Source organism: Paenibacillus polygoni, assembly GCF_030263935.1.
Classification (GTDB): domain Bacteria; phylum Bacillota; class Bacilli; order Paenibacillales; family Paenibacillaceae; genus Paenibacillus; species Paenibacillus polygoni.
In genome coordinates, this window is sequence record NZ_CP127162.1 from 1,337,850 (window position 1) to 1,357,592 (window position 19,743).

The following is a 19,743-nucleotide window of genomic DNA, read 5'->3' on the forward strand; positions in this document are numbered from 1 at the left end:
AAAATACGAATTACTAAAACAAAAAAAGAGAGAATCTCAAGGAGGAAATTATTATGTTAAACAAAAACACAAACCATTTGGAAGATGTAAAGAAAACAGACAAGGTACATGCAAATGAAAGAATCGTAGGTTCATTCAGAACTGAAGAAGAAGCTAGCCGAGCTATTGAGCAGCTGAAAGCGAAAGGTTATAGCGTTGATGACATTTCAGTAATTGCGAAAGATAAAAAAGATATGAAAGCAATTAGTGACGAGACAGGAACAAAAGCACCTGAGGGTGTAGCAACTGGTGCAACAGCAGGTGGACTGGTTGGCGGTATCGCTGGTCTATTAGCTGGATTAGGACTTATGGCTATTCCCGTATTCGGTCCGATCATGGTAGCTGGTCCAATTGCAGTTACACTTACAGGAACTGCAGTTGGAGCAGGTGCCGGCGGACTGGTTGGAGGCTTGATTGGTCTGGGTATTCCAGAAGACGAAGCGAAAGAATATGAGTCTAACGTAAAAGAAGGACAAATCTTGGTACTCGTAGAAGACAAAGCAGACACTAGAAATAGTGTACACGATATCTTCCGTAATAATAATGCGACAAATGCACACCTTTTTAATAGAAATCAACAAGGAGTTCGTAATTCTTCCGTAACGTCTACTCCTGATACAGCAGCTGCAAATGCGGACCGTAGAACAGCAACGGATTTAGATCGTAAAGTAACTCCTGAGAATGTTGGCAATGGCCGTTTTGATTCCGGTGAAGATGAAAAGACAATGCGTCTGCGTGAAGAACAACTGGATGTATCTAAAAATAAGGCTAAAGTTGGCGAAGTAGAAGTTCACAAAGAAGTAGTTGAAGAACAAAAAACGATTGATGTTCCTGTAAGTCATGAAGAAGTTGTAATTGAACGCAAAGCCGTTCATGATAATGCAACAAACGAACCAATCGGTAAAGATGAAAGCATTCGTATTCCTGTAAGTGAAGAGCAAGTAGAAGTTAATAAACGTAATGTAGTAACAGGCGAAGTGGAAGTTCACAAAGAAACGGTTCAAAATACGGAACAAGTTCAAGATACAGTAAAACGTGAAGAAGCTCGCATTTCCCGTGAAGGTGAACCCGCTGTGAATGCAGATGTGGATGCTACGACTGCACGTGATGGACTTAACCGTGGTACTGTAAATGATACTGCAGTTAACCGTCCAAGACGCTAATCTTGGTACAATGAACGAAAATAAACCGAATAAAATAAACCCGATGAGTCTCATACTCATCGGGTTTATTTCTGTAGAAATAAGGTTACAATCTACAATCCTAGAAAGAGAACTATATTCACAAGGAGCTGTTCGATGTACTTAAGTTGACTACGGGTTCTTCTTTAACGAATTTCACGAATAGGAACCTTACCAAAGGACCTATCAATAGTAATTGAGCAGGATAGGCAACAATAACATTTTTGAGAACCGTCCGTCCATAGTTTGCAAGGATCGAACCTTCGATACCATTCATGATCATGGATGTAATAAGACCGTATACTGACATGCAGAGGACCATACCTATAACCATACAAGTAGATGTAGCAAGAATGACATATAGCGACTTGGATTTATCAAATGGCAAGGAAAACGCGGCTTTTCGAGCACTAGGTCCAACAATAAACGATTCTACTAAAAAAGCAATTACAAATGTTAAGGCAAACTGTGATAAAATACCAGAAATAGGTAGTGTGGTTAACAGTCCATTCAAATACATATTGTAAAAGAACATGACACATACCATTCCAAAACACATCATTAATCCAAAAATAATTCCTTCTTTTTTGTTACTAGGCAATTTCTTTTTCTTCCTTTCGTTTTGCAGATAAGCTTTAGTATAGTGACATAAAAATTTCTTAGTAAGTGAACATTTTGTGAACTTTGATACAGAATTTATAAATTTTCTTTCTTAGTACAGTGAATCTATGGAGATCGGACTCGTTTTTAATCCTAGAGAAGAAGGTGTGAATGATGGATCAATATACCCACCTTGGTGTATATGGCATTCTCGTCAAAGATGAACAGATCTTACTCGTTCAAAAATCGAGAGGGCCGCATAAAGGGAAATGGGATCTCCTTGGTGGATCCATTGAGTTTGGCGAAGAGCCTTTGTTTACGCTGAAGAGAGAGTTTCTAGAAGAGACAGGGATTGAAGATATAGAAGCAGTTATTCATAGTGCTCCCTCCTATACTCTTATTCATCCGTTTAGAGAAAATCAGTTAGAGGAAATGCATCATATCGGGATAATCTACAGCGTTCGTATTAAGAATGAGAATTATATTTTGAAGGAAAGTGGAGATGGTCATGATTCTCTTGGAGCAAAATGGTTTTATAAGGGAGAATTAATGGAACTGGAAGTGACACCGTTTGTAGAAGGAATAAGAAGACAGCTTTTATGAAATAGAATCTGATTTTGATTTGGATGGGAGAACTATGCACTCGAACGGTTATTGTAAAGATCGCACTTTTGACGTAACGATTCTGATATGAGAGGGGACTTACGGATATGCCTTGGCCAATGATCCATTTTGCAGTAGCGAACGAAATATATGAGGGGCAGGTGTCCTCTGCTTTCTTACTGGGAAGTATTGCACCAGATGCAATTCATGCAAGGGAAGGGGCAACACGAAGAGAGAAAATGCAGTCTCACTTTGTCAGGGACGATCGCCTGGCTGATCCCGTGCTGCTTACTAGTAAGTACCTGAAGTATATTGATCTAAGTGAAGATCCGGCGTGGAAAGCATACATAGCAGGATATTTCATACATATCTTTACCGATGAACGATGGACGGCAACACTTTATGCTGACTTTGAGCGCAAGGTTCAGAAGGACGCGGTGAAGATTCGAAAGATATACAACGAAGAAGTAAGTCAGCTGGAGTATCATCTTCTACGGAGCAGCTACCGGATTGATAACATTCTTACCCAATTTGAGACAGCTAAAGGGTTTGAGGTGGCCCCTTTTGTGAGTGCGGAAGAAGTAGAAACGTATCGTGATATGAAGCTGGAGTGGCTAAGGAATCCGAAGAATGAACCGGGAATTGAGCTGATTTATTTTACAGAAGAAAGGGTTCATGACTTTATTAAAAAAACAGCGGATGAAGCTAAAGAACTTCTCAAAGCTTGGGAAGCGTTAGAAAAACGGACGATTCAAGGGTGAACTTACGGTCTATCTTACCTATGAATGGAGGAGAACCACGATGAAAAAGATTGTAGCAGGAGGTATTTTATTTCTTGGTGGACTAATGGAAAAAACTTATTTGATCCTCCAGAAATTACGTTCGGGGCTGTTAAACTTAGAGAAAAAATAGGTGTGTTTTATGAATTTGGTGGTCAGGCGGAAAGAAAATTCCCTGATCAAGATCTGCCTTTTCAGGCGGTAGGATTCGAAAACAACGTAAAAGAAGACGACAGCTATGTTGTCGGTGTTAAAGTAAATCTTAACTCCCATATTGTCTCAGTCTCACTTGGATATCACAAGAAGATCTACAATGAACCCTATGAGATCAGTATGAAGGACATCGAAGCTCATCCTGACAAGTATCTTGTCGAAGAAGTGAAGGATGGTTACGCGCTGTTTGTCATGGATGAATATACACAAGAAGGTTGGACCATAAGAGGTTTTGATAAGGAAGGGAATATGGTTGCTGACAAATTGTTCTCTGCTGAGCCGCGGTATACGAACTGGTAAAGAGTACATACAGCTTTAGAAACGGAAGCTAGAAAACAATAAACAAATCTGAAAGGGGAAGGGAATGCAAACTTTTTTCAGATATAACTGGATTGTAAGAGAACAGTGGTACGAGTGGTGTAAGGATCTCCCGGAAGAGGAATTATTGCGTCCACGAACGGGAGGAGTCGGAAGCATTTTACAGACCCTTTTTCATATCGTAGATGTAGAGTGGAGCTGGATTCGAAGACTGCAAGGTAAACCTGATGATCTAGAGAATTTTGATGAATATGCTTCGCTTCAGAAGGTAAGAGAGCTTGATCAGCGATTCAAACCTGAAGTGGAAGCATTCGTTGCTGCATGGGACAATTCGATGGAGTCCCGAGTATTTTACGATTATAGGCGTGATGGCAGTTTTGATATGGATGCTTGGGGTGAAGTAATGCGCCATATTATTGCACATCAGATTCACCATATGGGACAGCTATCTGTTTGGGCAAGAGAAAAAGGAATTCAGAAGAATCCCGTTTCTCCTAATGTTATAGGTAAGAATCTAATTGCAGTTCAGCAAAAATGAGAGGTGAAAACGAAGATGGAACAATGGGAATACAAAACGATGAAATATAAAACAGGTGGGTTCTTGGGAGGGAAAGTAGATACGGAGGAGTTCGAACAGGAACTAAATGAATATGGACTGGATGGCTGGGAAATCGTATCCTGTTTTGATACAAGTATTTCGCAAGGTGCATCAAAGGATGTGATTGTCGTCTTTAAAAGAAGAAGACAGTTATAAGCAGCAAAGCGAACTCACTTAATCGGAGATTGTCTCTATTGATATAATCTGATCGTGCACCTGGTAGTACAAAGGAGCGCCGAGAAGTAGAAGAACAACAAATAAGATCATTAAATTACGAAATAATTTCACGTTCTTCTCTTTCTTCGCATAGAGCCAGAAAGGAAAGCAGATACAGGCTGCCAGCAGAAAAAATAACTCAGCGATAACGATCACTGGAGCATAATCCTCAAGTCTCATTAATCTCACCTCGTCTTTTTTTATCCAATTATAGAATATTTTTCTTTGCCTTGCGATAAAAAATTTCCAATCAGGGGGCTAATAGATGAAATTCAAAGCGGTGTTTCTCGATTTCTATGGCACATTAGTACATGAAGATGATGATATTTTGCCACTGATTTATGATGAAGTGAAACGCTACAGCTCGGATCATATAGAAAATCTAGAGACAAACCATATTGGGAAGTATTGGTCCACCGCTTTTTTTGACCTGTCGAGAGAAAGTTATGGTGACTCGTTTCTCACGCAAAGGGAGATCGGTATTCAATCTTTAACAGATACAGTTCGGCATTTCAAATCATCTTGTATAGCAGAAGATATCATTCAAACTCAGTTTAATCACTGGATTCAGCCTCGATTATACGAGGATACTCTCCCTTTTTTGGAATCGATCGCTGGAAACCCTATCTACATTCTATCCAATATTGATAGGAACGATATAATGTCTGCCTTAAGCTTTCATGGGATTTCGGTAACGGACGTAATAACAAGTGAAGATGTGAGATCTTACAAACCAAGAAGTGAATTATTTGAAGAGGGACTGCGCAGAAGTGGATGTACAGCACATGAAGTGATCCATATAGGGGATTCTCTTGCGAGTGATATTGAGGGTGCTCAGCGTCTTGGCATCAAAGCAATCTGGATCAATAGGCTTGGTAGAAAGCTGCCGGATCACTATAAACCAGATTACATCTATCGTAATTTAAGTGAAATAAACTTGGAGTCTTTATCATAAAAATAGAGAAGGGATACCCGCAAATGGGTTCCCTTCTCTTTACTTTTTATAATCTTCTAAAAAAACCATAAGTTGTTCTCTGGGCATAGGACGGCCAGTGAGATAACCCTGAACTTCATGACATCCTAGATTACGCAGCAAGGACAGCTGTTGTTCTGTCTCTACCCCTTCAGCGATAACCCGCATACCTAATCGGTCTGCTAATTCAATAATGGTTTGTACAACCTTTGCTTCATTTATGTTCATGGCAATATCTTGAATGAGTGAACGGTCAATTTTAATATATTTGAATGGAAAGCGGTTCAGCATACTTAGTGAAGAGAACCCTGTCCCGAAATCATCAATTGATAATGATATACCCAGTTCTACCAAAGCACGGCAGATTTCTAGTGACTTTTTTAAATCGAATATTGCTGTACTTTCCGTGATTTCAAGACATATATTCCGCGGGGTAAGTTTATATTGCTGAAGCAATTCCGCAACGCGTTTTGCAAACAAAGGCTCTCTAAGCTGATGGGCAGACAAATTGACGGAAACCAAAATATCAACATATCCCTCATCTACCAATTGTTTCGTTTGTTTAAAAGCAGCATTCAAAACCCAGTCACCAATGAGTTTTATCATTCCTGTATCTTCCGCAATCGGTATGAATTGAGCAGGGGATACGAATCCCAGTTCAGGTGACTTCCATCGAATTAAAGCTTCTAACCCAAGAATACGATTTGTATGCGTATCGATCTGCGGTTGGTAGTATAATGTGAATTCATCATTTGCTAGAGCCGTGCTGAGGCCATTCACAATAGTTAAATTTCGTTCGGCCATGGCTTTGAGGTTTGGAGTATATGCATAGTATTGGTTACGTCCTGCTTGTTTTGCAGCATACATCGCAGTGTCTGAACTGCTGTACAATGCTTCGATGGTTCTGCCGTCCTCAGGCGCTATGCTAATACCAACCGATGCAGTAACGGTATATGGTTTTCCAAAGATATGAATGGGCTGCTGTAGAGAGGATAAAAGCTGATTAGCATAACAAATAGCCTGACCACTGTGGTTTACTGGCACGGTTATGGCAAATTCATCCCCGCCCAGCCGGGATATAACTGCAGAAGACGGCATACTATTACGAATCTGATGTGCAACATGTTGCAGTAAAAAATCCCCAGCCGAGTGACCAAGCGTATCATTTATCCATTTAAATTGATCAAGGTCTATCATAATGACAGCTGTCTGCCGATCTTCTAAATCAGAATTTTGAAGTGCCTGCTCTAAATTTTCCATAAAATGAAGCCGGTTTCCGAGTCCTGTTAAATTATCCTCATAAGCTAGTTTTTGCAGTTTTGCCTCCGCATTCTTTGTTTCTGTGATGTCACGTGTAACTAAATAACAGAAAATCTGATCATCGATTTCCAAATAGGCGCTGTCGATCTCCACGATCTTTGTTTCATGTAAAAATGTATTGATCCTCTGTTCGATATGAATAGGTGTCATCGTGTCAAATCGATCTTTATATAATTCTTTCATCATTTGCCGATCTTCCTCAGGGATAAGGGCGTTTAGATCAATCCCTTCTTCTGAAATCGCATTCGGAATTCCAATCGATCTCCGAAAGGCTTCATTCATTTCTACGGCAAATCCTGATTGGTTTACGAGTGCAATGCCTTGTCTTGATAAAGAAAATAGAACTTCAAACCTGCGATTAGGAGAAGCTAGGAAATCATAATGAACCATGGCGGAGCGGATAAAATAAGCCCAAATGAGTATACAGTACGCAGGCATGATTTCGTAAGGGAGTATTCTAAAAAGAATCTCAGTGCCAAATGAATCTTTTAATAAGGAAATGACAGACCAGAAGACAGCCCATATGAGACTGAAGACAAGCCCTTGTTTGATCCTGTGCTGACGAAGACGCTCTTTTCGCGACCAATTCTTAGATCTTCGCTGACGGTTGCCAATCCATGAAAAGAGAAACAACATCAAAAAATTATAACCTGATATCACCATAATCATTACTAACAGATAAGAGTCCAACTGTTCAGAACGCCCTAATATACTTTGTGTACTAGACACCGAAGTTTCCGGGGCATTCATTAAGATGGGAAAGATACCGATCGACGGGACTAAACAAAGCAGATGCCGGAATATCGGTTTTATTCGTACTTTGCTAACCAAGCTATAGAGATAAAGCCCGAGCGTCATGGTTACAAATATGCTGATGTACTTTACATACATCGTTACATATAAACCAGTTTCAATCGGCAGTGTTTTTGCCCAAAATCCTCCCAGAAAAAATAAACTAAGCGAAAACAATAGCAGCATGCTTAAGCGGTTTATTGTACTTCGAGGATTTTTGAAATAAACTTCAATTCCCATTGCGAATAAAATTAAAAACGGGATAAATAAACATATAATTTGTAGGATCATGTTGTACATTACCATCGCTCCATCAATTAGACTTCAGTAATAACTCTTATTCATATATCGTCGGGTATAAAGTTTTTTTTATATCTCCTAACTTAAGCAAGGCAAGATTCTATTTTACAGTATTTAACTGGTGAATATAAAAAGGTTGAATATTAATTATAGATGTGGAATCATAAAAAATATAATAATTGGAAAATAAAGCTTGTAGTTCATTTTTTGAAAATTATAAGGGGTGAGGAGAATTCATTAATGAAAAAGAGAAGGTATACAACAAAGCTCTCCCGAAAAGAATGTCTATCCTTTATAAAAGAAAATATCGATTTTATCCGCTTTGATTTTTATAACGAATTCTTTCGTGGATGGACGAAGTTCGGCATTTTTAGCATTTCGTATAACGATGGGGAACACAAGAGGAGAAGAATCATACGTAATAAGGCGGTAGGCCGGATTTCTGTAAAAGATGGAAAAACCCATGTTCGTTTTCGTCTATATAAAGGATGGACAGATCCCTTTTCTTATATCTACACGATGTTTCTTTTTCTATGTATATATTTATTCATGGGCCCCCCGTTTCTTTCTGAAATGTTTCTCCTTTGCGTAAGCCTGTTACCTGCGATTATAATTGTATATTCTTGGTTATACACGATTTTATCAGAAGATGGCCATTCCAATGAGGCGCTTTTGCTTGCTTATGTAGAGCGAGTATTTGAGCTGGAACCGGAGATGAAGCAGAGAAAATGATAAGTCATAAAAAGAAGAGGTTTTATATATGGATCAGTGCAGTCGTAATTACTTGTATTGTTGCTGCATTTTATTATCATCGGGATCTACCCTTCCATCACAATATAGAGGCAGTAATCTATTCTCCAGATACAACATTTGAGAAAAAGACAACGGTAATACTGGATGGGGAAAAATACAAAAGATTATCGGGGAAGCACCGGATTTCAGGAGAGATTAGGGTGGACGAAGAGTTATCATATCACTTTACTGCCGATTTGGAAGGAAACCAGTACGTATATATAGTTCCTTATTATGACGAGAGTGGAAATCAGCGTGCGCTTGGGGTAATTCATATTTCTAAAGACTTGGATCAGGTATGGCTGAGTTCAAGTGAACTTAACAGCCGTTATCAACTTGATGATGGGTATGTCTACGGTCCAGCAAGTTCCAAAAGGGATGTAGACGATTCGTTAACGAAGATGCTTTATGGTGAATGAGCAGCGTAAACTTTCGTGTTATAAGGAAAAGGAGTGAAATATAATGGTTTGTTATCACATTGGTGTTTTCATTTTTAATAGGTGTATTATGTGTGAAATTCGGAATGGATAACTCAAAACAAAGTAAATACAACGAGGAAATGCTGCAAGAGCTTAGGGATATTAAGGAATTACTTGAGCAAAGAAGAGAAAATTAGAGAATAGTAGGGAAAAGCAGGGGAAGTAGATTACACTTTACAGCGTGACCAACACACTCTATGAATGATACAGACTACAAGAATGAGCACACAGAAGGATTTTGCACGATGGATGTAACAACCCCGATTCCGTGGAGAAGATATTTTGCTAGAACATTTGATTATATGGTTCACGCTGCTCTGTTTCTAACTATTGGGTTATTGATAATACAAGTCTCATGCAACTATTAGATCGCAGTTCAGCGGCTATTGATTTTTTGATGCTTATCGTGTGGATTGTGGTTCGTGAGGTATGCTCTCGCATTGAATTAGCATAAAACGGTGGTTTAGGTCTGCGATGTACCGTATGATAGGAACAGGTTCGACGAATATCTATATAGGAAAAGAGAGGGATACACCGTTTCATGAAAATTACGATGGATTTAACAAAAGAAGATTATTGGAATATGAACAAGTATGTCATGTTCCATATTCCGAAGCACCGAAACCTGCTGATGCTCACATTCATCAGCCTGCCGATTATTATCATTGCACTGCTTCGTTTCGTGTTGGACTACTCATGGATATATTCTATTATTATCGGAATCCTGGTGAGTGCATTATCTGCGTTTTATATGATTTTTTCGATTAAACGCAAGGTCATGAGGGTTGTAAAAACAAACGCGGGAACGGTCGGTCAACATACAATTGAACTTAGTGGGGAAGGTATGTACGAAACCACCGAATATAATAATCTAGAGTATTCCTGGAAAGAGATCGAAGCGATTAAATCAGATAAGGAATATATTTATATTTTCGTCAATAGTGTTCAGGCGATCAACATTCCTAAACGTGCTTTTGCGGACGATAAACAAGAGCAGGCATTTGTACATCAACTCGAGCAATATACTCATAAGAAAATATCTTAATAAACAAGGCCAAGAGCGATATAAAGCTTTTGGTCTTTTTTTGCGATTTTATACAGGATAGTCGCATCCCAGTCACGAAAGAAAACAAAGAATCCCGTCATTTACGCAATTATGAAGTCATAAAGTAAATAGATCATTAAGAAAAGAGTTTGAGTTAGGGACGATTCTTAGAGGAGGAATGAATGATGGAACAAACCACATCAAGCATGACTTTTTTTCGTGACAGTTTAAAGGTACAGGTGTACGCAGACCGCAAACAGATGGGGCTTGCTGCAGCTGTACTTGTGGCAGATCAGATGAGAATTCTGCTTCAAAAGCAGGAGCGAGTCCGCTTGATTTTTGCTGCAGCTCCGTCTCAGAATGAGTTTTTGGATGCGCTGGGAGAAGCGGAAGGAATAGAGTGGGAACGGATTGATGCCTTTCATATGGATGAATATGTAGGGTTGCCGGAGTCTGCTTCACAGCGGTTTGGTCTATTTTTAAAGCGTGGTTTGTTTGATCGTGTTCCGCTTGGGAATGTTCATTATATTAATCCATCTAAGGATGCAGAGGAAGAGTGCATTCGTTATACGAAACTGCTGACTGCTTCTCCGATAGATATTGTCTGTATGGGGATTGGGGAGAACGGACACATCGCTTTTAACGATCCGCCAGTCGCAGATTTTTCTGATCCCGTCTGGATGAAACGTGTAGAGCTGGATGAGGCATGCCGTGAACAACAGGTGAATGATGGATGTTTTACGAGTCTTGATCAAGTTCCAACCCATGCGTTGACCCTTACTATTCCAGCACTATTATCCGGAAAATATATCTACTGTATGGTTCCAGGTCCGCTCAAACGAACAGCCGTTACAGCAACCTTAACGGGACCTATAGAACCAAGTTGCCCCGCTTCTATACTGCGAACGCATCAAGGAGCGATTTTGTTCCTAGATGAAGCATCATATAATTCTGAGCTGGGTCTTGGAAAGGATTGATCTGGGCCTATGAGTGAATATAACGATGCTGTTGTGGAAGGAATTCACTACAGGACAGGGGAGAGAATCAGACTCATCTGTAAAGATGGAAAGATCAGTGAAATCATAGTCTTATCTAACACTCCAGATAAATGTAATGAGAGGAGCCATCCTTTTGGTGAGGAGAAGGAGGAACTGCCTCTGATCGGTCCGGGACTCGTTGATCTTCAGATTAATGGATTCCAAGGCTACGACTTCAATAATCGGCATCTAACTCCGGAAACGGTAAAGTCGGTAACAAGATTACTGCGGCAGCAAGGCGTGACATCCTATTATCCAACGCTAATTACAAAGAGTTCAGAACATATTGAGCGAGCCCTTCGCACTATAGCTGCAGCCTGCACGGAGGATCTAGAAGTGGCAAGCATGATATCCGGAATTCATGTAGAAGGCCCTTATATCTCGCCCAAGGATGGTGCTAGGGGAGCACATGCTTTGAAGTGGGTGAGAAAGCCAGACTTTGAGGAATTTACGCAGTGGCAACAAGCTGCAGAAGGCAGAATTAAACTAATTACACTCTCACCAGAATGGGAAAATGCAGAGGTTTTTATCCGTCAATGTGTAGCCGCAGGAATTACTATCTCCATTGGTCATACCTCTGCGTCATCCTCTCAGATCAAGGCTGCGGTTGCTGCTGGAGCATCGATGTCAACCCATTTTGGCAATGGTATACAAGCAGAGCTTCCTCGTCATCCGAATGTCCTATGGGCACAGCTTGCAGCAGATGAGTTATCATGTTGTCTCATTGCGGATGGGTTTCATCTCCCAAAGGAAGTGCTTAAAGTAGCCCTGAAGGTAAAAGGAGATCAGGCGCTGCTCGTAAGTGATGCCGTTGCCCTCTGCGGAATGCCGCCAGGGTATTATGATACGCCTGTTGGGGGCAAAGTGGTCCTTACACCGGAAGGTAGACTACATCTAGCCGAGTCCCCCGAACTGCTTGCTGGCTCTGCACAGCTGCTGACTAGAGGGATCGAACATCTTACTAGAAGCGGGATCTGCCGTTTAGAACGTGCCTGGGATATGGCTTCTGTAATTCCCTCTTCCATGATGGGCTTATCTTCAGCACGTGGAATTGAGGTTGGAGCACCAGCGGATGTACTCCTGGCTTCCTGGGATGGCGATCAGTTCAAGGTCCTTCGTACGTATAAAGAAGGAAAGTGCAGCGAGTAGAGCAGACCTCTAATAAAATCACGTTTTTTATCATTGAAGAAGAAACTACGCCCACTCTATTGTTGTTATTACATATGAGCTAATCATAAAAGAGAAAACAAAATAGAGCGGAGAGTGAGTGACATGAGTGTGGCAGCAGGTAAACCTGCGGGATTTTGGAGACGCTTGGGAGCATATTTCTTAGATTCCTTTGTTATTGGCATTTTAATGAATACATTTATCGGTTTAGTAGGTGAAACAGCAACAGAAGTGCTACTAATGCTATACTTTTTGCTGCTGCCTGTGTATTGGAATGGATTTACGGTAGGCAAGTATCTATGTGGTATCCAAATTCGAAGAGTACTGGATAAATCACCTCCAACCGTAAAGAACATGTTACTCCGATTTTTTGTAGGCTCTTTTGTGTACGCTGTCTCACTAGGAATAGTTCAGATCGTTAGTGGTTATTTTGTTATAACTCGGGAAGATAAACGTTCCATTCATGATCTCATTGCCGGTACAGAGGTTGTACGAAGATAATCATCAAAAGTTTCTACTGCAAAACCGACTGTGACATAAAGAGCAGTTGGTTTTTTTATCAAAGAGGTAACAAAACCAGCTTATAATACGTCCTTTACTTATAACCTTACAACTCGTAATAACAGGTTATGGGAGGATTTTCATCATGGTAAGTGGTTCTAATCGCCAGCGGGGTACCCTTAAAAAGTGGATCCTGGCGCTCAGTATGATCATGTTAGTCTTTGTGCTGCTCAATCCGGCTGAAGGCAGATACTATGGTTGGCTGGAGCGAGAATATGGAATTACACTCGAAGAGTACGATTATTTGGATGGAAAGACTTTTGTTAAAGATGGGGAACGAATGTATGAAGCAGGACATACCCGAAATGCTTTGTTTTTCACAATAAAAGATATGAAATATTACGATATGGATCATAACGAATTAGTATATGAGATTAGCACGGTAGGGATACTCGGAACTTTTTTTGAAAGAAAATAAGGATAGGGGGAAGATACCATGAAGCCTATTAAAAGATCTAAACTCCGTATTAAGCTCGGAACGGCCTATTATCGCAGTAGACGATATGTAGAGTGGTATTTTGGAGGAACTCGGTTCGCTCAAAAACAAAGCAGTACCGTATTACCATATAAAGTTGCATCCCATAAGACTCCGCTGTTACGAAAGTTAAAGGATGTAGATATGTGGCTGCAGCATAACAAGATTATCAATTTGAAGATTGCGATGAAACGTTTGAATGGGATTATCATTCAGCCTGGGGAGACATTTTCTTATTGGAAGCTAATCGGAAATCCTAACCGCAGAAAGGGATATGTGGAAGGAATGGTGTTGTTCTATGGTGGCTTTAAACCCGGAATTGGGGGCGGCTTGTGTCAGTTGTCTAATCTCCTCTACTGGATTACCTTGCATACCCCTCTACAGATAACAGAGAGGCATCGACATAGTTATGATGTGTTCCCTGACTCAGGCCGAAGTCAGCCATTTGGAAGTGGAGCAACCTGCGCCTATAACTACCTCGATCTAAGAATTACCAATCCTACGGACCGGCCGTACCAGCTTACTCTACAAATCACAGATGAATTTCTAATCGGTTCATGGAATAGTGTAGTTCCACAGGAGCTGACCTATGAAGTGTATGAGAAGGAGCATCGGATTACCCAGGAACACTGGGGCGGACATATGAGACATAACCTGCTATACCGGCGTGTATGGAATCAGCAGGAGGAACTAATTGATGATCAGTATATTACAGAGAATCATGCGCTGATGATGTATCAGCCATTTTTGAAATCGGAGAATGAGGTGAATGAACAGCAGGAGCAAGCGTAGGATCACCTTGAAGGGCTGAATGCAATGCTCCAGCTACAAGGACAAATAGGTAGGAGGTTGAGCGTGAGAAGGAAGGACAGAATGCGGAGATCAGGTGTTTTTCTACTTTTATTCGTATGTTTCCTATGTGCTGTGTTTATACAAGGCTGTACTTCTTCTCGTCCTGCTCTTCAGAGGACAACATTATCCGAGATTTACCCAGGTGATATAACAAAGGTGGACAGAGTAGAACTGCTTGATGCCACAACGGGTAGAACGAAATGGCTGGATGATCCGGTTGAGATCCGTCTATGGATTGGAGGTTTAAACGATGTGGTACTCATTCCAGAAGAGAATCAGGAGGGGAGTGTCGGCGGGATGTATGTGATCGGATTCTACGAAGGTGAAGAAAGGAAACTTTGGTCTAGTCCGCAATCCATAGGAGATGTTTATTATGAAACAAACGAGCTTTTTACAGGTCAAATTCGGTTACTATTCGAGCGTGAATTCAGTACACCGTAAGGGAGGGGAACGTCAGGAAAAGTCTCAATAGATTACATAAGTGAAAATCAATGAAAATTCGAAAGGGGAAGATGCTCAGATGGAACATATTAAAGCGGTTATTTTTGACCTAGACAATACGCTGCTGGATCGAACAACGACCTTTCGAAAGTTTGCAGAAGGGTTTATGAGGCAATATTTTGCGCATATCGAATCAATGGATCTATGGCTTGAACAAATGATTGAGCGGGATGAAGATGGATATAAAAATAAGCCTGTGCTGTTCGCAGAGCTGCTGAGCGAATTCCCATGGGACAACGACCAAGATAAACCGCTCGTCGATGATCTGATGAAATACTATGCTGAGAACTACGTAACAAGTGCTGTCCTTATGGAACAGGCAGAAGATGTCATTGCCTATGCGAGTGAAAAGTACAAGACAGGGATCATTACGAATGGCAGAAATGCGGTTCAGTATGGCAAGATTGATCATCTTGGGCTAAGAGAATATTTTGATGTGATTGTGGTATCCGAGGAGGCGGGATGCAAGAAACCGGACCCGCGTATTTTTCAAGTGGCATTGGAGCGGCTAAACGTAAAACCTGAGGAATGCTTATTTATTGGGGATCATCCGATTAACGATGTGGAAGGGGCACACACGCTGGGAATGCACACGATCTGGATGAGGGTTAACCAGCCTTGGTGTGAAGCGAATAAGGCAAAACCACTATACACCATCAATCAGATTGGGGAACTGCTACACCTAATGTAATTGTCTTCCTTCTTTCTTACCGGTTAACTTCCTTAACTTCTGATCCTGTTCTTAATTTTCACTTTCCTTCTGGACAGCTACAGCATAGAAATAACTAAGCATCGAGATGATTTGAACAATGGTAAGTGGATTTCTCCAATGATCGGATTGCAAAGAAAGGATCGTAGAAGTGAAGAACACGAGCAAAGAAAAATACTTCAAATAATGCTGGCTTCCCATACGGAAAATGAGCAAGACACAGAATAACAGGGCGATACAAAGCAGGACGATCATGATCATGGTAAAACTCCTTTACTATTCATGAATATAACGAAGCTAATATTAATAAATATTTTATTGGGATTATATAACAAATATTAAAAGAGTGTCTATGTTTGATTTATTATGGGGTGTCAATTGTGACTGTCAATTACAGCAAGCAGCATGAGTCCTTTTATAAAGAATGTGGGTTTACACCTTGCGGCGGTGCAGTATGGAGGTCTAGAAAGGAAGAAGAGGAATGAGGATACAAGCGGCTCGCAAACTAAAAATAGGCGTCGGTGTGTTACTTGTTGTGATCGGTGTCTTCCTTGTTCTATCTAGTAACTCAGGAAACAAGAAGGAGACAGAGATTCATACCACAGCCCAGAAAATCGCCGTAGAAAAGACAGAACTGTATTTAATGAATGGCGCTGGAGAACGGTGGGCGGTCCAGGACTATATGATCTTAATCAGCAATGGACAAATCCTAAGAGGTAATGCAGAGCTTACGTATACAGGAGATCCAAGCGATCTGGCTCAAACACGGAATTTTGAGATTATCTTCTACGAAATAAATAAGGAACAAGAGAAAGTGGGAGTTTTTTCGATGGAGTATCATCTAGTCAGCAGCAGCAAAACGGTAGACAACCCTCTAAATATTTTAGACAATGCAAAAAACCTCGGCACTAACATTCATGAGTATTCTTATGACGAGTTAAAAAAGGATGAAACCACCTATGAATCTACTTTTGCTGAAATTATATGGGATGACGAAAGTGGAAAGAACCATAAAGAAGTGGTGGATCTGAGCATACGTAGACAAGTAAAGGTAGATCCATATCCACAAGAAGAGACATCTTCGGAAAATAAGTAGAAGTTCATTTTTCGTGAGAAGCTAATTAAAGATTTACATATAACTAGAGAGTATTAGAAATGAGGATATGTATGAACTTATTTTCAAAGCGTCGTTTCTTTATTCTATCCGTGATTACCTGCATATTCTTAATATCAGGTTGTGGCGGTCCAAGTAGACAAGATGTTATGAATCATTTAGAACCTTCCGGTCAAGAAAAGTATGCTGTGCATTTGTTTTACGAAGATAGCTTGCCCATGACGGAAACAAATGAATTAAATATCTTTCATAACTCTCATCCTATTTTTCTAGATACCATTAATAAAATTCAATTTTGGAATCAAGACATAGAGCCTTATAAGAAATGGGCCAAGGTACTTGGTATTAAGGATTTTCCCGTGTATTTGGTCATGAATGCTGAAGGAATTGTATTAGAAACTCCCTATCTAAGCAGAGTAAAAGAATTTTTGACGGATGAATTGTTGCCAAACGACACTAATTCAAATTAGTAAATAACCTCACTAGAAAGTCAAAAAAAGAGGATTCAGAATGAATTCTGAATCCTCTTTGTAATGACATTATTCTTTCAGCCAGATTAAATAAATTTTATTTTGATCTTACATTTTGAAGCACAATGTTGCTGTGAGGCAGTGACGGTATGTCGTTAAAGCTATAACTGAAGTCTTGTTCTGGGATTTCATAACTCATTTTATTCACAAGATAGTCTAGGCTTTCCTTCATAATCTCAATCGTAATAAACTCCCCAGCACAGCGATGTCCAGTATCGTAATCACCGCCGCCTTGCGGGATGAAATTAAACGGGGTTCCTCTCCAGTCTTTAAAACGATCCGGTCTAAACTGTTCCGGCTGATCCCACAAATCAGGATGGTGATTGGTACCATATAGGTCGAGTAGTGTAAGTTCGCCCTCCTTAAATTCATAGCCTTGCCATGTGAAATCTTCCTTCACTCTTGCTCCGCTAAAAGGGAAGAATGGATAAAAACGGCGGACTTCCTGCACAAAGTTTTGTAAGTAAGTTTCATCGCCGGAGGCTATGTTTTCACGTTCTTCCGGTTGCTGAATCACAGCTAAAGCCGTAAAAGTAATATAGATGGAGACTGCTACAATGGGCCGAATGATATTAAGAACTTCAACGGATGCCGTCTCCGGTTCAAGCAACTCTCCCTTTAAGTCACGATGCCAAGAGAAGGTGTAGAGCGCAGTATCTTCTGCTGGATGAATTTTGCCTTCTCGTACCTCTTCTACAAGACCGGTTATCCATTTCTCCGCTTTGGAACGTGCTCGTTTACCCTTCATATGCGCTACGCCTATCGCGGCAGTTGCTTCGATCATGGCACCGAGCCATCCACTTTTTTCTTTCACTTCATCCATTGCTAGAGGGACACCTGCCCATTCACAGGCAATACGGCACAAAAGCTCCTGTGATTCCTCATAGATTTCAATTTCTTTTTTTGTTTCCCAGCGACCCACGGCAAGGCCCCAATGTTTACTCGTAATCTCTCTTATTTTCTGCAGACCTTCCCGAGACATAAGCGACATGAACATTGCTTTTCGGTGATGGTGTTCTTCTCCATCTAAGGTTTGCACTCCGCCTTCACCAAAAAGTGTTTTTAATACTCGCTTGGGAGCTGCACCTTCTCTAACAAATTTCTCATTGTCATAAAAAAGCTGAGCTGCTTCTTCCCCGCGCATGCAGATCGCTTTTTCCCCAAGCAGCCGTGTCTCAAACAGGTTGGATTGAAATCCAATCGCGCGATTTGTGATATATAAGTAACCTTCTTTGAGAACGTTTAGCGTATTATCTAATCCTTCTTCTTTTGGAAAGGATCTTGTTTCTTCCATTAGATATGACACCTCCTGAATTTGAATTCTATGTACACTTGTATTATTAGATTAATACCCGAATATGAATTCTTTATAACAGAAGGTGAGAAGGAGAAGGGCTATTTTCGCATGTCACTCATTACTAAGAGTTATATATTAATTTCATTTCCTTACATATGTAGTTGTTTCACTGCTGACCGCTACGGTCCCTGCAGGGATTGAATAAGCATAGCAGCTGCCATCTTCTCTAATTTCTAAGGCATTTAATTGTTTTCCATATGCACAGGCTCCGTCAATTCCAATTTTATCGTCCTGAAACCAAATATCAGCTCGCTCGTGTAAATGGACGGTAGGCGTATGACCAAAGACAACGATTTTGTCGAGATTCGTGGCCTGATCATGAAACATCTCTCTAATCCATATAAAATCATCTTCAGGTTGCTCCTTAAAATTGGCATAAAAAGGATTGATCCCTGCGTGTACAAAGAGATGGGTAGCGTTTTCATAATATAAAGGCAAGGAAGAAAGGAATTCTAAATGGTGGGAAAAATGAGTTTTAATATAAGTTTTTGCTTGTTCATAAGTTTCCTGATTCAGCTCTTCATGAGCGCAGGATAAATCACAGTAACTGGCTAACGTTTGACGAGCACCATTTCTAATCCACCGTGCATCTTCATCCTTTAGTATCGCATCGAGAAACAGTTGATCGTGATTGCCTTTGAGAACAATGACCCCGTGATCACGGTGAAGTGTCATAATTTGGTCAACGACCTCTTTGCTGCGCGGGCCGCGATCGACGTAATCTCCTAATAGTATAAGCTGATCTTGCTCGGCTTGATATTTTACTTTGTGGAGTAAGGCGTTAAATTCGTTATAACACCCATGTAAATCACTGATAACAATGGTTCTGATACTGAGCACTCCTTTCAAAAAGATAGATAAAAACAAAGCCAGATTTCATTATTTTCCATTATATCTGAATCAAACGGATTTTGGGACATTATAATCTATCGTTTATAAAATCTTCGATACGTTTAATTAATTATTAACAACAACGAAATGTAAAGGGAGAGAACATACATGGCAGATAATAGAGAGCGCCCGACAAATCGCAAGAAAAATATGACGATCATCGGTATAATCGCAGTGGTTCTTATCATAGCAGCCTTCTTGATGAACTACTTTGGTAACTATACAACAGTAACGGGCGGTTAGGATAAATTACATTATATACAAAATATACAAAAAAATATTGCTACATACGATAAGCCCT

At 40.4% G+C, this 19,743-nt stretch carries 26 protein-coding genes; 20 read left to right on the top strand and 6 right to left on the bottom strand.

What is annotated here, in order from left to right:
• Nucleotides 1-53: 53 nt before the first annotated feature.
• On the top strand, nucleotides 54-1,202 hold the full coding sequence (locus tag QPK24_RS06475; protein WP_285747175.1) for a YsnF/AvaK domain-containing protein: 1,149 nt from the start codon (nucleotides 54-56) through the stop codon (nucleotides 1,200-1,202).
• Nucleotides 1,203-1,320: 118 nt separating this feature from the next.
• Here QPK24_RS06475 and QPK24_RS06480 read toward each other — a convergent pair whose 3' ends face one another.
• Nucleotides 1,321-1,821 (bottom strand): DUF2798 domain-containing protein, encoded by a 501-nt coding sequence (locus QPK24_RS06480; protein ID WP_285747176.1) that lies wholly within the window; start codon nucleotides 1,819-1,821, stop codon nucleotides 1,321-1,323.
• A gap of 170 nt (nucleotides 1,822-1,991) precedes the next feature.
• Between QPK24_RS06480 and QPK24_RS06485 the strand changes: the two genes are divergently transcribed.
• The 5 genes from QPK24_RS06485 to QPK24_RS06505 all read left to right on the top strand — a co-directional run bounded on the left by QPK24_RS06485 (nucleotide 1,992) and on the right by QPK24_RS06505 (nucleotide 4,487).
• Complete coding sequence (locus tag QPK24_RS06485) at nucleotides 1,992-2,423, top strand: NUDIX domain-containing protein (protein WP_285747178.1); 432 nt, start codon at nucleotides 1,992-1,994, stop codon at nucleotides 2,421-2,423.
• A 107-nt stretch (nucleotides 2,424-2,530) separates the two neighbouring features.
• On the top strand, nucleotides 2,531-3,184 hold the full coding sequence (locus QPK24_RS06490; protein WP_285747180.1) for a hypothetical protein: 654 nt from the start codon (nucleotides 2,531-2,533) through the stop codon (nucleotides 3,182-3,184).
• A gap of 153 nt (nucleotides 3,185-3,337) precedes the next feature.
• The gene (locus tag QPK24_RS06495) at nucleotides 3,338-3,715 is read left to right on the top strand and encodes a hypothetical protein (RefSeq protein ID WP_285747182.1); all 378 of its coding nucleotides are present in this window, start codon (nucleotides 3,338-3,340) and stop codon (nucleotides 3,713-3,715) included.
• 64 nt (nucleotides 3,716-3,779) lie between these two features.
• Nucleotides 3,780-4,271: a DinB family protein gene (locus QPK24_RS06500; RefSeq protein WP_285747184.1), complete on the top strand. Its 492-nt coding sequence runs from the start codon at nucleotides 3,780-3,782 to the stop codon at nucleotides 4,269-4,271.
• A 15-nt stretch (nucleotides 4,272-4,286) separates the two neighbouring features.
• Complete coding sequence (locus tag QPK24_RS06505) at nucleotides 4,287-4,487, top strand: DUF4177 domain-containing protein (protein ID WP_285747186.1); 201 nt, start codon at nucleotides 4,287-4,289, stop codon at nucleotides 4,485-4,487.
• Between the two features lie 18 nt (nucleotides 4,488-4,505).
• Here QPK24_RS06505 and QPK24_RS06510 read toward each other — a convergent pair whose 3' ends face one another.
• A complete protein-coding gene (locus QPK24_RS06510; RefSeq protein ID WP_285747188.1) occupies nucleotides 4,506-4,727 on the bottom strand; it encodes a hypothetical protein in 222 nt (73 codons plus the stop codon).
• 85 nt (nucleotides 4,728-4,812) lie between these two features.
• On the opposite strand from QPK24_RS06510, the gene QPK24_RS06515 reads away from it, so the two are divergent.
• Entirely contained in the window at nucleotides 4,813-5,502 is a 690-nt protein-coding gene (locus QPK24_RS06515) for an HAD family hydrolase (protein ID WP_285747190.1), read from the top strand.
• Between the two features lie 39 nt (nucleotides 5,503-5,541).
• Here the strand turns inward: QPK24_RS06515 and QPK24_RS06520 are convergent, their stop codons facing one another.
• Nucleotides 5,542-7,932, bottom strand: coding sequence for a putative bifunctional diguanylate cyclase/phosphodiesterase (locus tag QPK24_RS06520; RefSeq protein WP_285747193.1), 2,391 nt, complete (start codon nucleotides 7,930-7,932; stop codon nucleotides 5,542-5,544).
• 240 nt (nucleotides 7,933-8,172) lie between these two features.
• Between QPK24_RS06520 and QPK24_RS06525 the strand changes: the two genes are divergently transcribed.
• The 10 genes from QPK24_RS06525 to QPK24_RS06570 all read left to right on the top strand — a co-directional run bounded on the left by QPK24_RS06525 (nucleotide 8,173) and on the right by QPK24_RS06570 (nucleotide 15,532).
• Nucleotides 8,173-8,664: a hypothetical protein gene (locus tag QPK24_RS06525; protein WP_285747195.1), complete on the top strand. Its 492-nt coding sequence runs from the start codon at nucleotides 8,173-8,175 to the stop codon at nucleotides 8,662-8,664.
• Nucleotides 8,661-9,143 (top strand): hypothetical protein, encoded by a 483-nt coding sequence (locus tag QPK24_RS06530; RefSeq protein WP_285747197.1) that lies wholly within the window; start codon nucleotides 8,661-8,663, stop codon nucleotides 9,141-9,143. The genes QPK24_RS06525 and QPK24_RS06530 overlap by 4 nt, the downstream gene beginning before the upstream one ends.
• A gap of 601 nt (nucleotides 9,144-9,744) precedes the next feature.
• The gene (locus QPK24_RS06535) at nucleotides 9,745-10,248 is read left to right on the top strand and encodes a YcxB family protein (protein WP_285747199.1); all 504 of its coding nucleotides are present in this window, start codon (nucleotides 9,745-9,747) and stop codon (nucleotides 10,246-10,248) included.
• Between the two features lie 182 nt (nucleotides 10,249-10,430).
• The gene (locus QPK24_RS06540) at nucleotides 10,431-11,225 is read left to right on the top strand and encodes a glucosamine-6-phosphate deaminase (protein ID WP_285747200.1); all 795 of its coding nucleotides are present in this window, start codon (nucleotides 10,431-10,433) and stop codon (nucleotides 11,223-11,225) included.
• A 9-nt stretch (nucleotides 11,226-11,234) separates the two neighbouring features.
• Nucleotides 11,235-12,434, top strand: a complete 1,200-nt coding sequence (locus tag QPK24_RS06545) for an N-acetylglucosamine-6-phosphate deacetylase (RefSeq protein ID WP_285747202.1) — start codon at nucleotides 11,235-11,237, stop codon at nucleotides 12,432-12,434.
• 123 nt (nucleotides 12,435-12,557) lie between these two features.
• A complete protein-coding gene (locus tag QPK24_RS06550; protein WP_285747203.1) occupies nucleotides 12,558-12,953 on the top strand; it encodes an RDD family protein in 396 nt (131 codons plus the stop codon).
• 145 nt (nucleotides 12,954-13,098) lie between these two features.
• Nucleotides 13,099-13,431 (top strand): hypothetical protein, encoded by a 333-nt coding sequence (locus QPK24_RS06555; RefSeq protein ID WP_285747204.1) that lies wholly within the window; start codon nucleotides 13,099-13,101, stop codon nucleotides 13,429-13,431.
• Between the two features lie 18 nt (nucleotides 13,432-13,449).
• The gene (locus QPK24_RS06560; protein WP_191797578.1) at nucleotides 13,450-14,280 is read left to right on the top strand and encodes a VanW family protein; all 831 of its coding nucleotides are present in this window, start codon (nucleotides 13,450-13,452) and stop codon (nucleotides 14,278-14,280) included.
• Between the two features lie 216 nt (nucleotides 14,281-14,496).
• Nucleotides 14,497-14,781, top strand: coding sequence for a hypothetical protein (locus QPK24_RS06565; protein ID WP_285747206.1), 285 nt, complete (start codon nucleotides 14,497-14,499; stop codon nucleotides 14,779-14,781).
• Nucleotides 14,782-14,860: 79 nt separating this feature from the next.
• Entirely contained in the window at nucleotides 14,861-15,532 is a 672-nt protein-coding gene (locus QPK24_RS06570; protein WP_285747208.1) for an HAD family hydrolase, read from the top strand.
• A 51-nt stretch (nucleotides 15,533-15,583) separates the two neighbouring features.
• Here the strand turns inward: QPK24_RS06570 and QPK24_RS06575 are convergent, their stop codons facing one another.
• Nucleotides 15,584-15,811 carry a hypothetical protein gene (locus tag QPK24_RS06575; protein ID WP_285747210.1) on the bottom strand — a complete coding sequence of 76 codons (228 nt, stop codon included), beginning with the start codon at nucleotides 15,809-15,811 and terminating at the stop codon, nucleotides 15,584-15,586.
• 220 nt (nucleotides 15,812-16,031) lie between these two features.
• Between QPK24_RS06575 and QPK24_RS06580 the strand changes: the two genes are divergently transcribed.
• Both QPK24_RS06580 and QPK24_RS06585 read left to right on the top strand, forming a co-directional pair.
• Nucleotides 16,032-16,646 (top strand): hypothetical protein, encoded by a 615-nt coding sequence (locus QPK24_RS06580; protein WP_285747212.1) that lies wholly within the window; start codon nucleotides 16,032-16,034, stop codon nucleotides 16,644-16,646.
• A 71-nt stretch (nucleotides 16,647-16,717) separates the two neighbouring features.
• Nucleotides 16,718-17,134: a hypothetical protein gene (locus QPK24_RS06585; protein ID WP_285747214.1), complete on the top strand. Its 417-nt coding sequence runs from the start codon at nucleotides 16,718-16,720 to the stop codon at nucleotides 17,132-17,134.
• A gap of 97 nt (nucleotides 17,135-17,231) precedes the next feature.
• On the opposite strand, the gene QPK24_RS06590 is transcribed toward QPK24_RS06585, so the two are convergent.
• On the bottom strand, nucleotides 17,232-18,488 hold the full coding sequence (locus QPK24_RS06590) for a CYP152 family fatty-acid peroxygenase CypC (RefSeq protein WP_285747216.1): 1,257 nt from the start codon (nucleotides 18,486-18,488) through the stop codon (nucleotides 17,232-17,234).
• 144 nt (nucleotides 18,489-18,632) lie between these two features.
• The gene (locus QPK24_RS06595; protein ID WP_320416910.1) at nucleotides 18,633-19,391 is read right to left on the bottom strand and encodes a metallophosphoesterase family protein; all 759 of its coding nucleotides are present in this window, start codon (nucleotides 19,389-19,391) and stop codon (nucleotides 18,633-18,635) included.
• A gap of 159 nt (nucleotides 19,392-19,550) precedes the next feature.
• Here QPK24_RS06595 and QPK24_RS06600 point away from each other — a divergent pair, with 159 nt between their 5' ends.
• Entirely contained in the window at nucleotides 19,551-19,685 is a 135-nt protein-coding gene (locus tag QPK24_RS06600; protein ID WP_283771253.1) for a hypothetical protein, read from the top strand.
• Nucleotides 19,686-19,743: the final 58 nt, after the last annotated feature.

Excerpts from the sequence above, each read along its gene's own strand:
- QPK24_RS06475 (WP_285747175.1), top strand. The coding sequence starts at position 54 with ATGTTAAACAAAAACACAAACCATTTGGAAGATGTAAAGAAAACAGAC.
- QPK24_RS06485 (WP_285747178.1), top strand. The coding sequence starts at position 1,992 with ATGATGGATCAATATACCCACCTTGGTGTATATGGCATTCTCGTCAAA.
- QPK24_RS06490 (WP_285747180.1), top strand. The coding sequence starts at position 2,531 with ATGCCTTGGCCAATGATCCATTTTGCAGTAGCGAACGAAATATATGAG.
- QPK24_RS06500 (WP_285747184.1), top strand. The coding sequence starts at position 3,780 with ATGCAAACTTTTTTCAGATATAACTGGATTGTAAGAGAACAGTGGTAC.
- QPK24_RS06505 (WP_285747186.1), top strand. The coding sequence starts at position 4,287 with ATGGAACAATGGGAATACAAAACGATGAAATATAAAACAGGTGGGTTC.
- QPK24_RS06510 (WP_285747188.1), bottom strand. The coding sequence starts at position 4,727 with ATGAGACTTGAGGATTATGCTCCAGTGATCGTTATCGCTGAGTTATTT.
- QPK24_RS06515 (WP_285747190.1), top strand. The coding sequence starts at position 4,813 with ATGAAATTCAAAGCGGTGTTTCTCGATTTCTATGGCACATTAGTACAT.
- QPK24_RS06520 (WP_285747193.1), bottom strand. The coding sequence starts at position 7,932 with ATGTACAACATGATCCTACAAATTATATGTTTATTTATCCCGTTTTTA.
- QPK24_RS06525 (WP_285747195.1), top strand. The coding sequence starts at position 8,173 with ATGAAAAAGAGAAGGTATACAACAAAGCTCTCCCGAAAAGAATGTCTA.
- QPK24_RS06530 (WP_285747197.1), top strand. The coding sequence starts at position 8,661 with ATGATAAGTCATAAAAAGAAGAGGTTTTATATATGGATCAGTGCAGTC.
- QPK24_RS06535 (WP_285747199.1), top strand. The coding sequence starts at position 9,745 with ATGAAAATTACGATGGATTTAACAAAAGAAGATTATTGGAATATGAAC.
- QPK24_RS06540 (WP_285747200.1), top strand. The coding sequence starts at position 10,431 with ATGATGGAACAAACCACATCAAGCATGACTTTTTTTCGTGACAGTTTA.
- QPK24_RS06545 (WP_285747202.1), top strand. The coding sequence starts at position 11,235 with ATGAGTGAATATAACGATGCTGTTGTGGAAGGAATTCACTACAGGACA.
- QPK24_RS06550 (WP_285747203.1), top strand. The coding sequence starts at position 12,558 with ATGAGTGTGGCAGCAGGTAAACCTGCGGGATTTTGGAGACGCTTGGGA.
- QPK24_RS06555 (WP_285747204.1), top strand. The coding sequence starts at position 13,099 with ATGGTAAGTGGTTCTAATCGCCAGCGGGGTACCCTTAAAAAGTGGATC.
- QPK24_RS06560 (WP_191797578.1), top strand. The coding sequence starts at position 13,450 with ATGAAGCCTATTAAAAGATCTAAACTCCGTATTAAGCTCGGAACGGCC.
- QPK24_RS06570 (WP_285747208.1), top strand. The coding sequence starts at position 14,861 with ATGGAACATATTAAAGCGGTTATTTTTGACCTAGACAATACGCTGCTG.
- QPK24_RS06575 (WP_285747210.1), bottom strand. The coding sequence starts at position 15,811 with ATGATCATGATCGTCCTGCTTTGTATCGCCCTGTTATTCTGTGTCTTG.
- QPK24_RS06580 (WP_285747212.1), top strand. The coding sequence starts at position 16,032 with ATGAGGATACAAGCGGCTCGCAAACTAAAAATAGGCGTCGGTGTGTTA.
- QPK24_RS06585 (WP_285747214.1), top strand. The coding sequence starts at position 16,718 with ATGAACTTATTTTCAAAGCGTCGTTTCTTTATTCTATCCGTGATTACC.
- QPK24_RS06590 (WP_285747216.1), bottom strand. The coding sequence starts at position 18,488 with ATGGAAGAAACAAGATCCTTTCCAAAAGAAGAAGGATTAGATAATACG.
- QPK24_RS06600 (WP_283771253.1), top strand. The coding sequence starts at position 19,551 with ATGGCAGATAATAGAGAGCGCCCGACAAATCGCAAGAAAAATATGACG.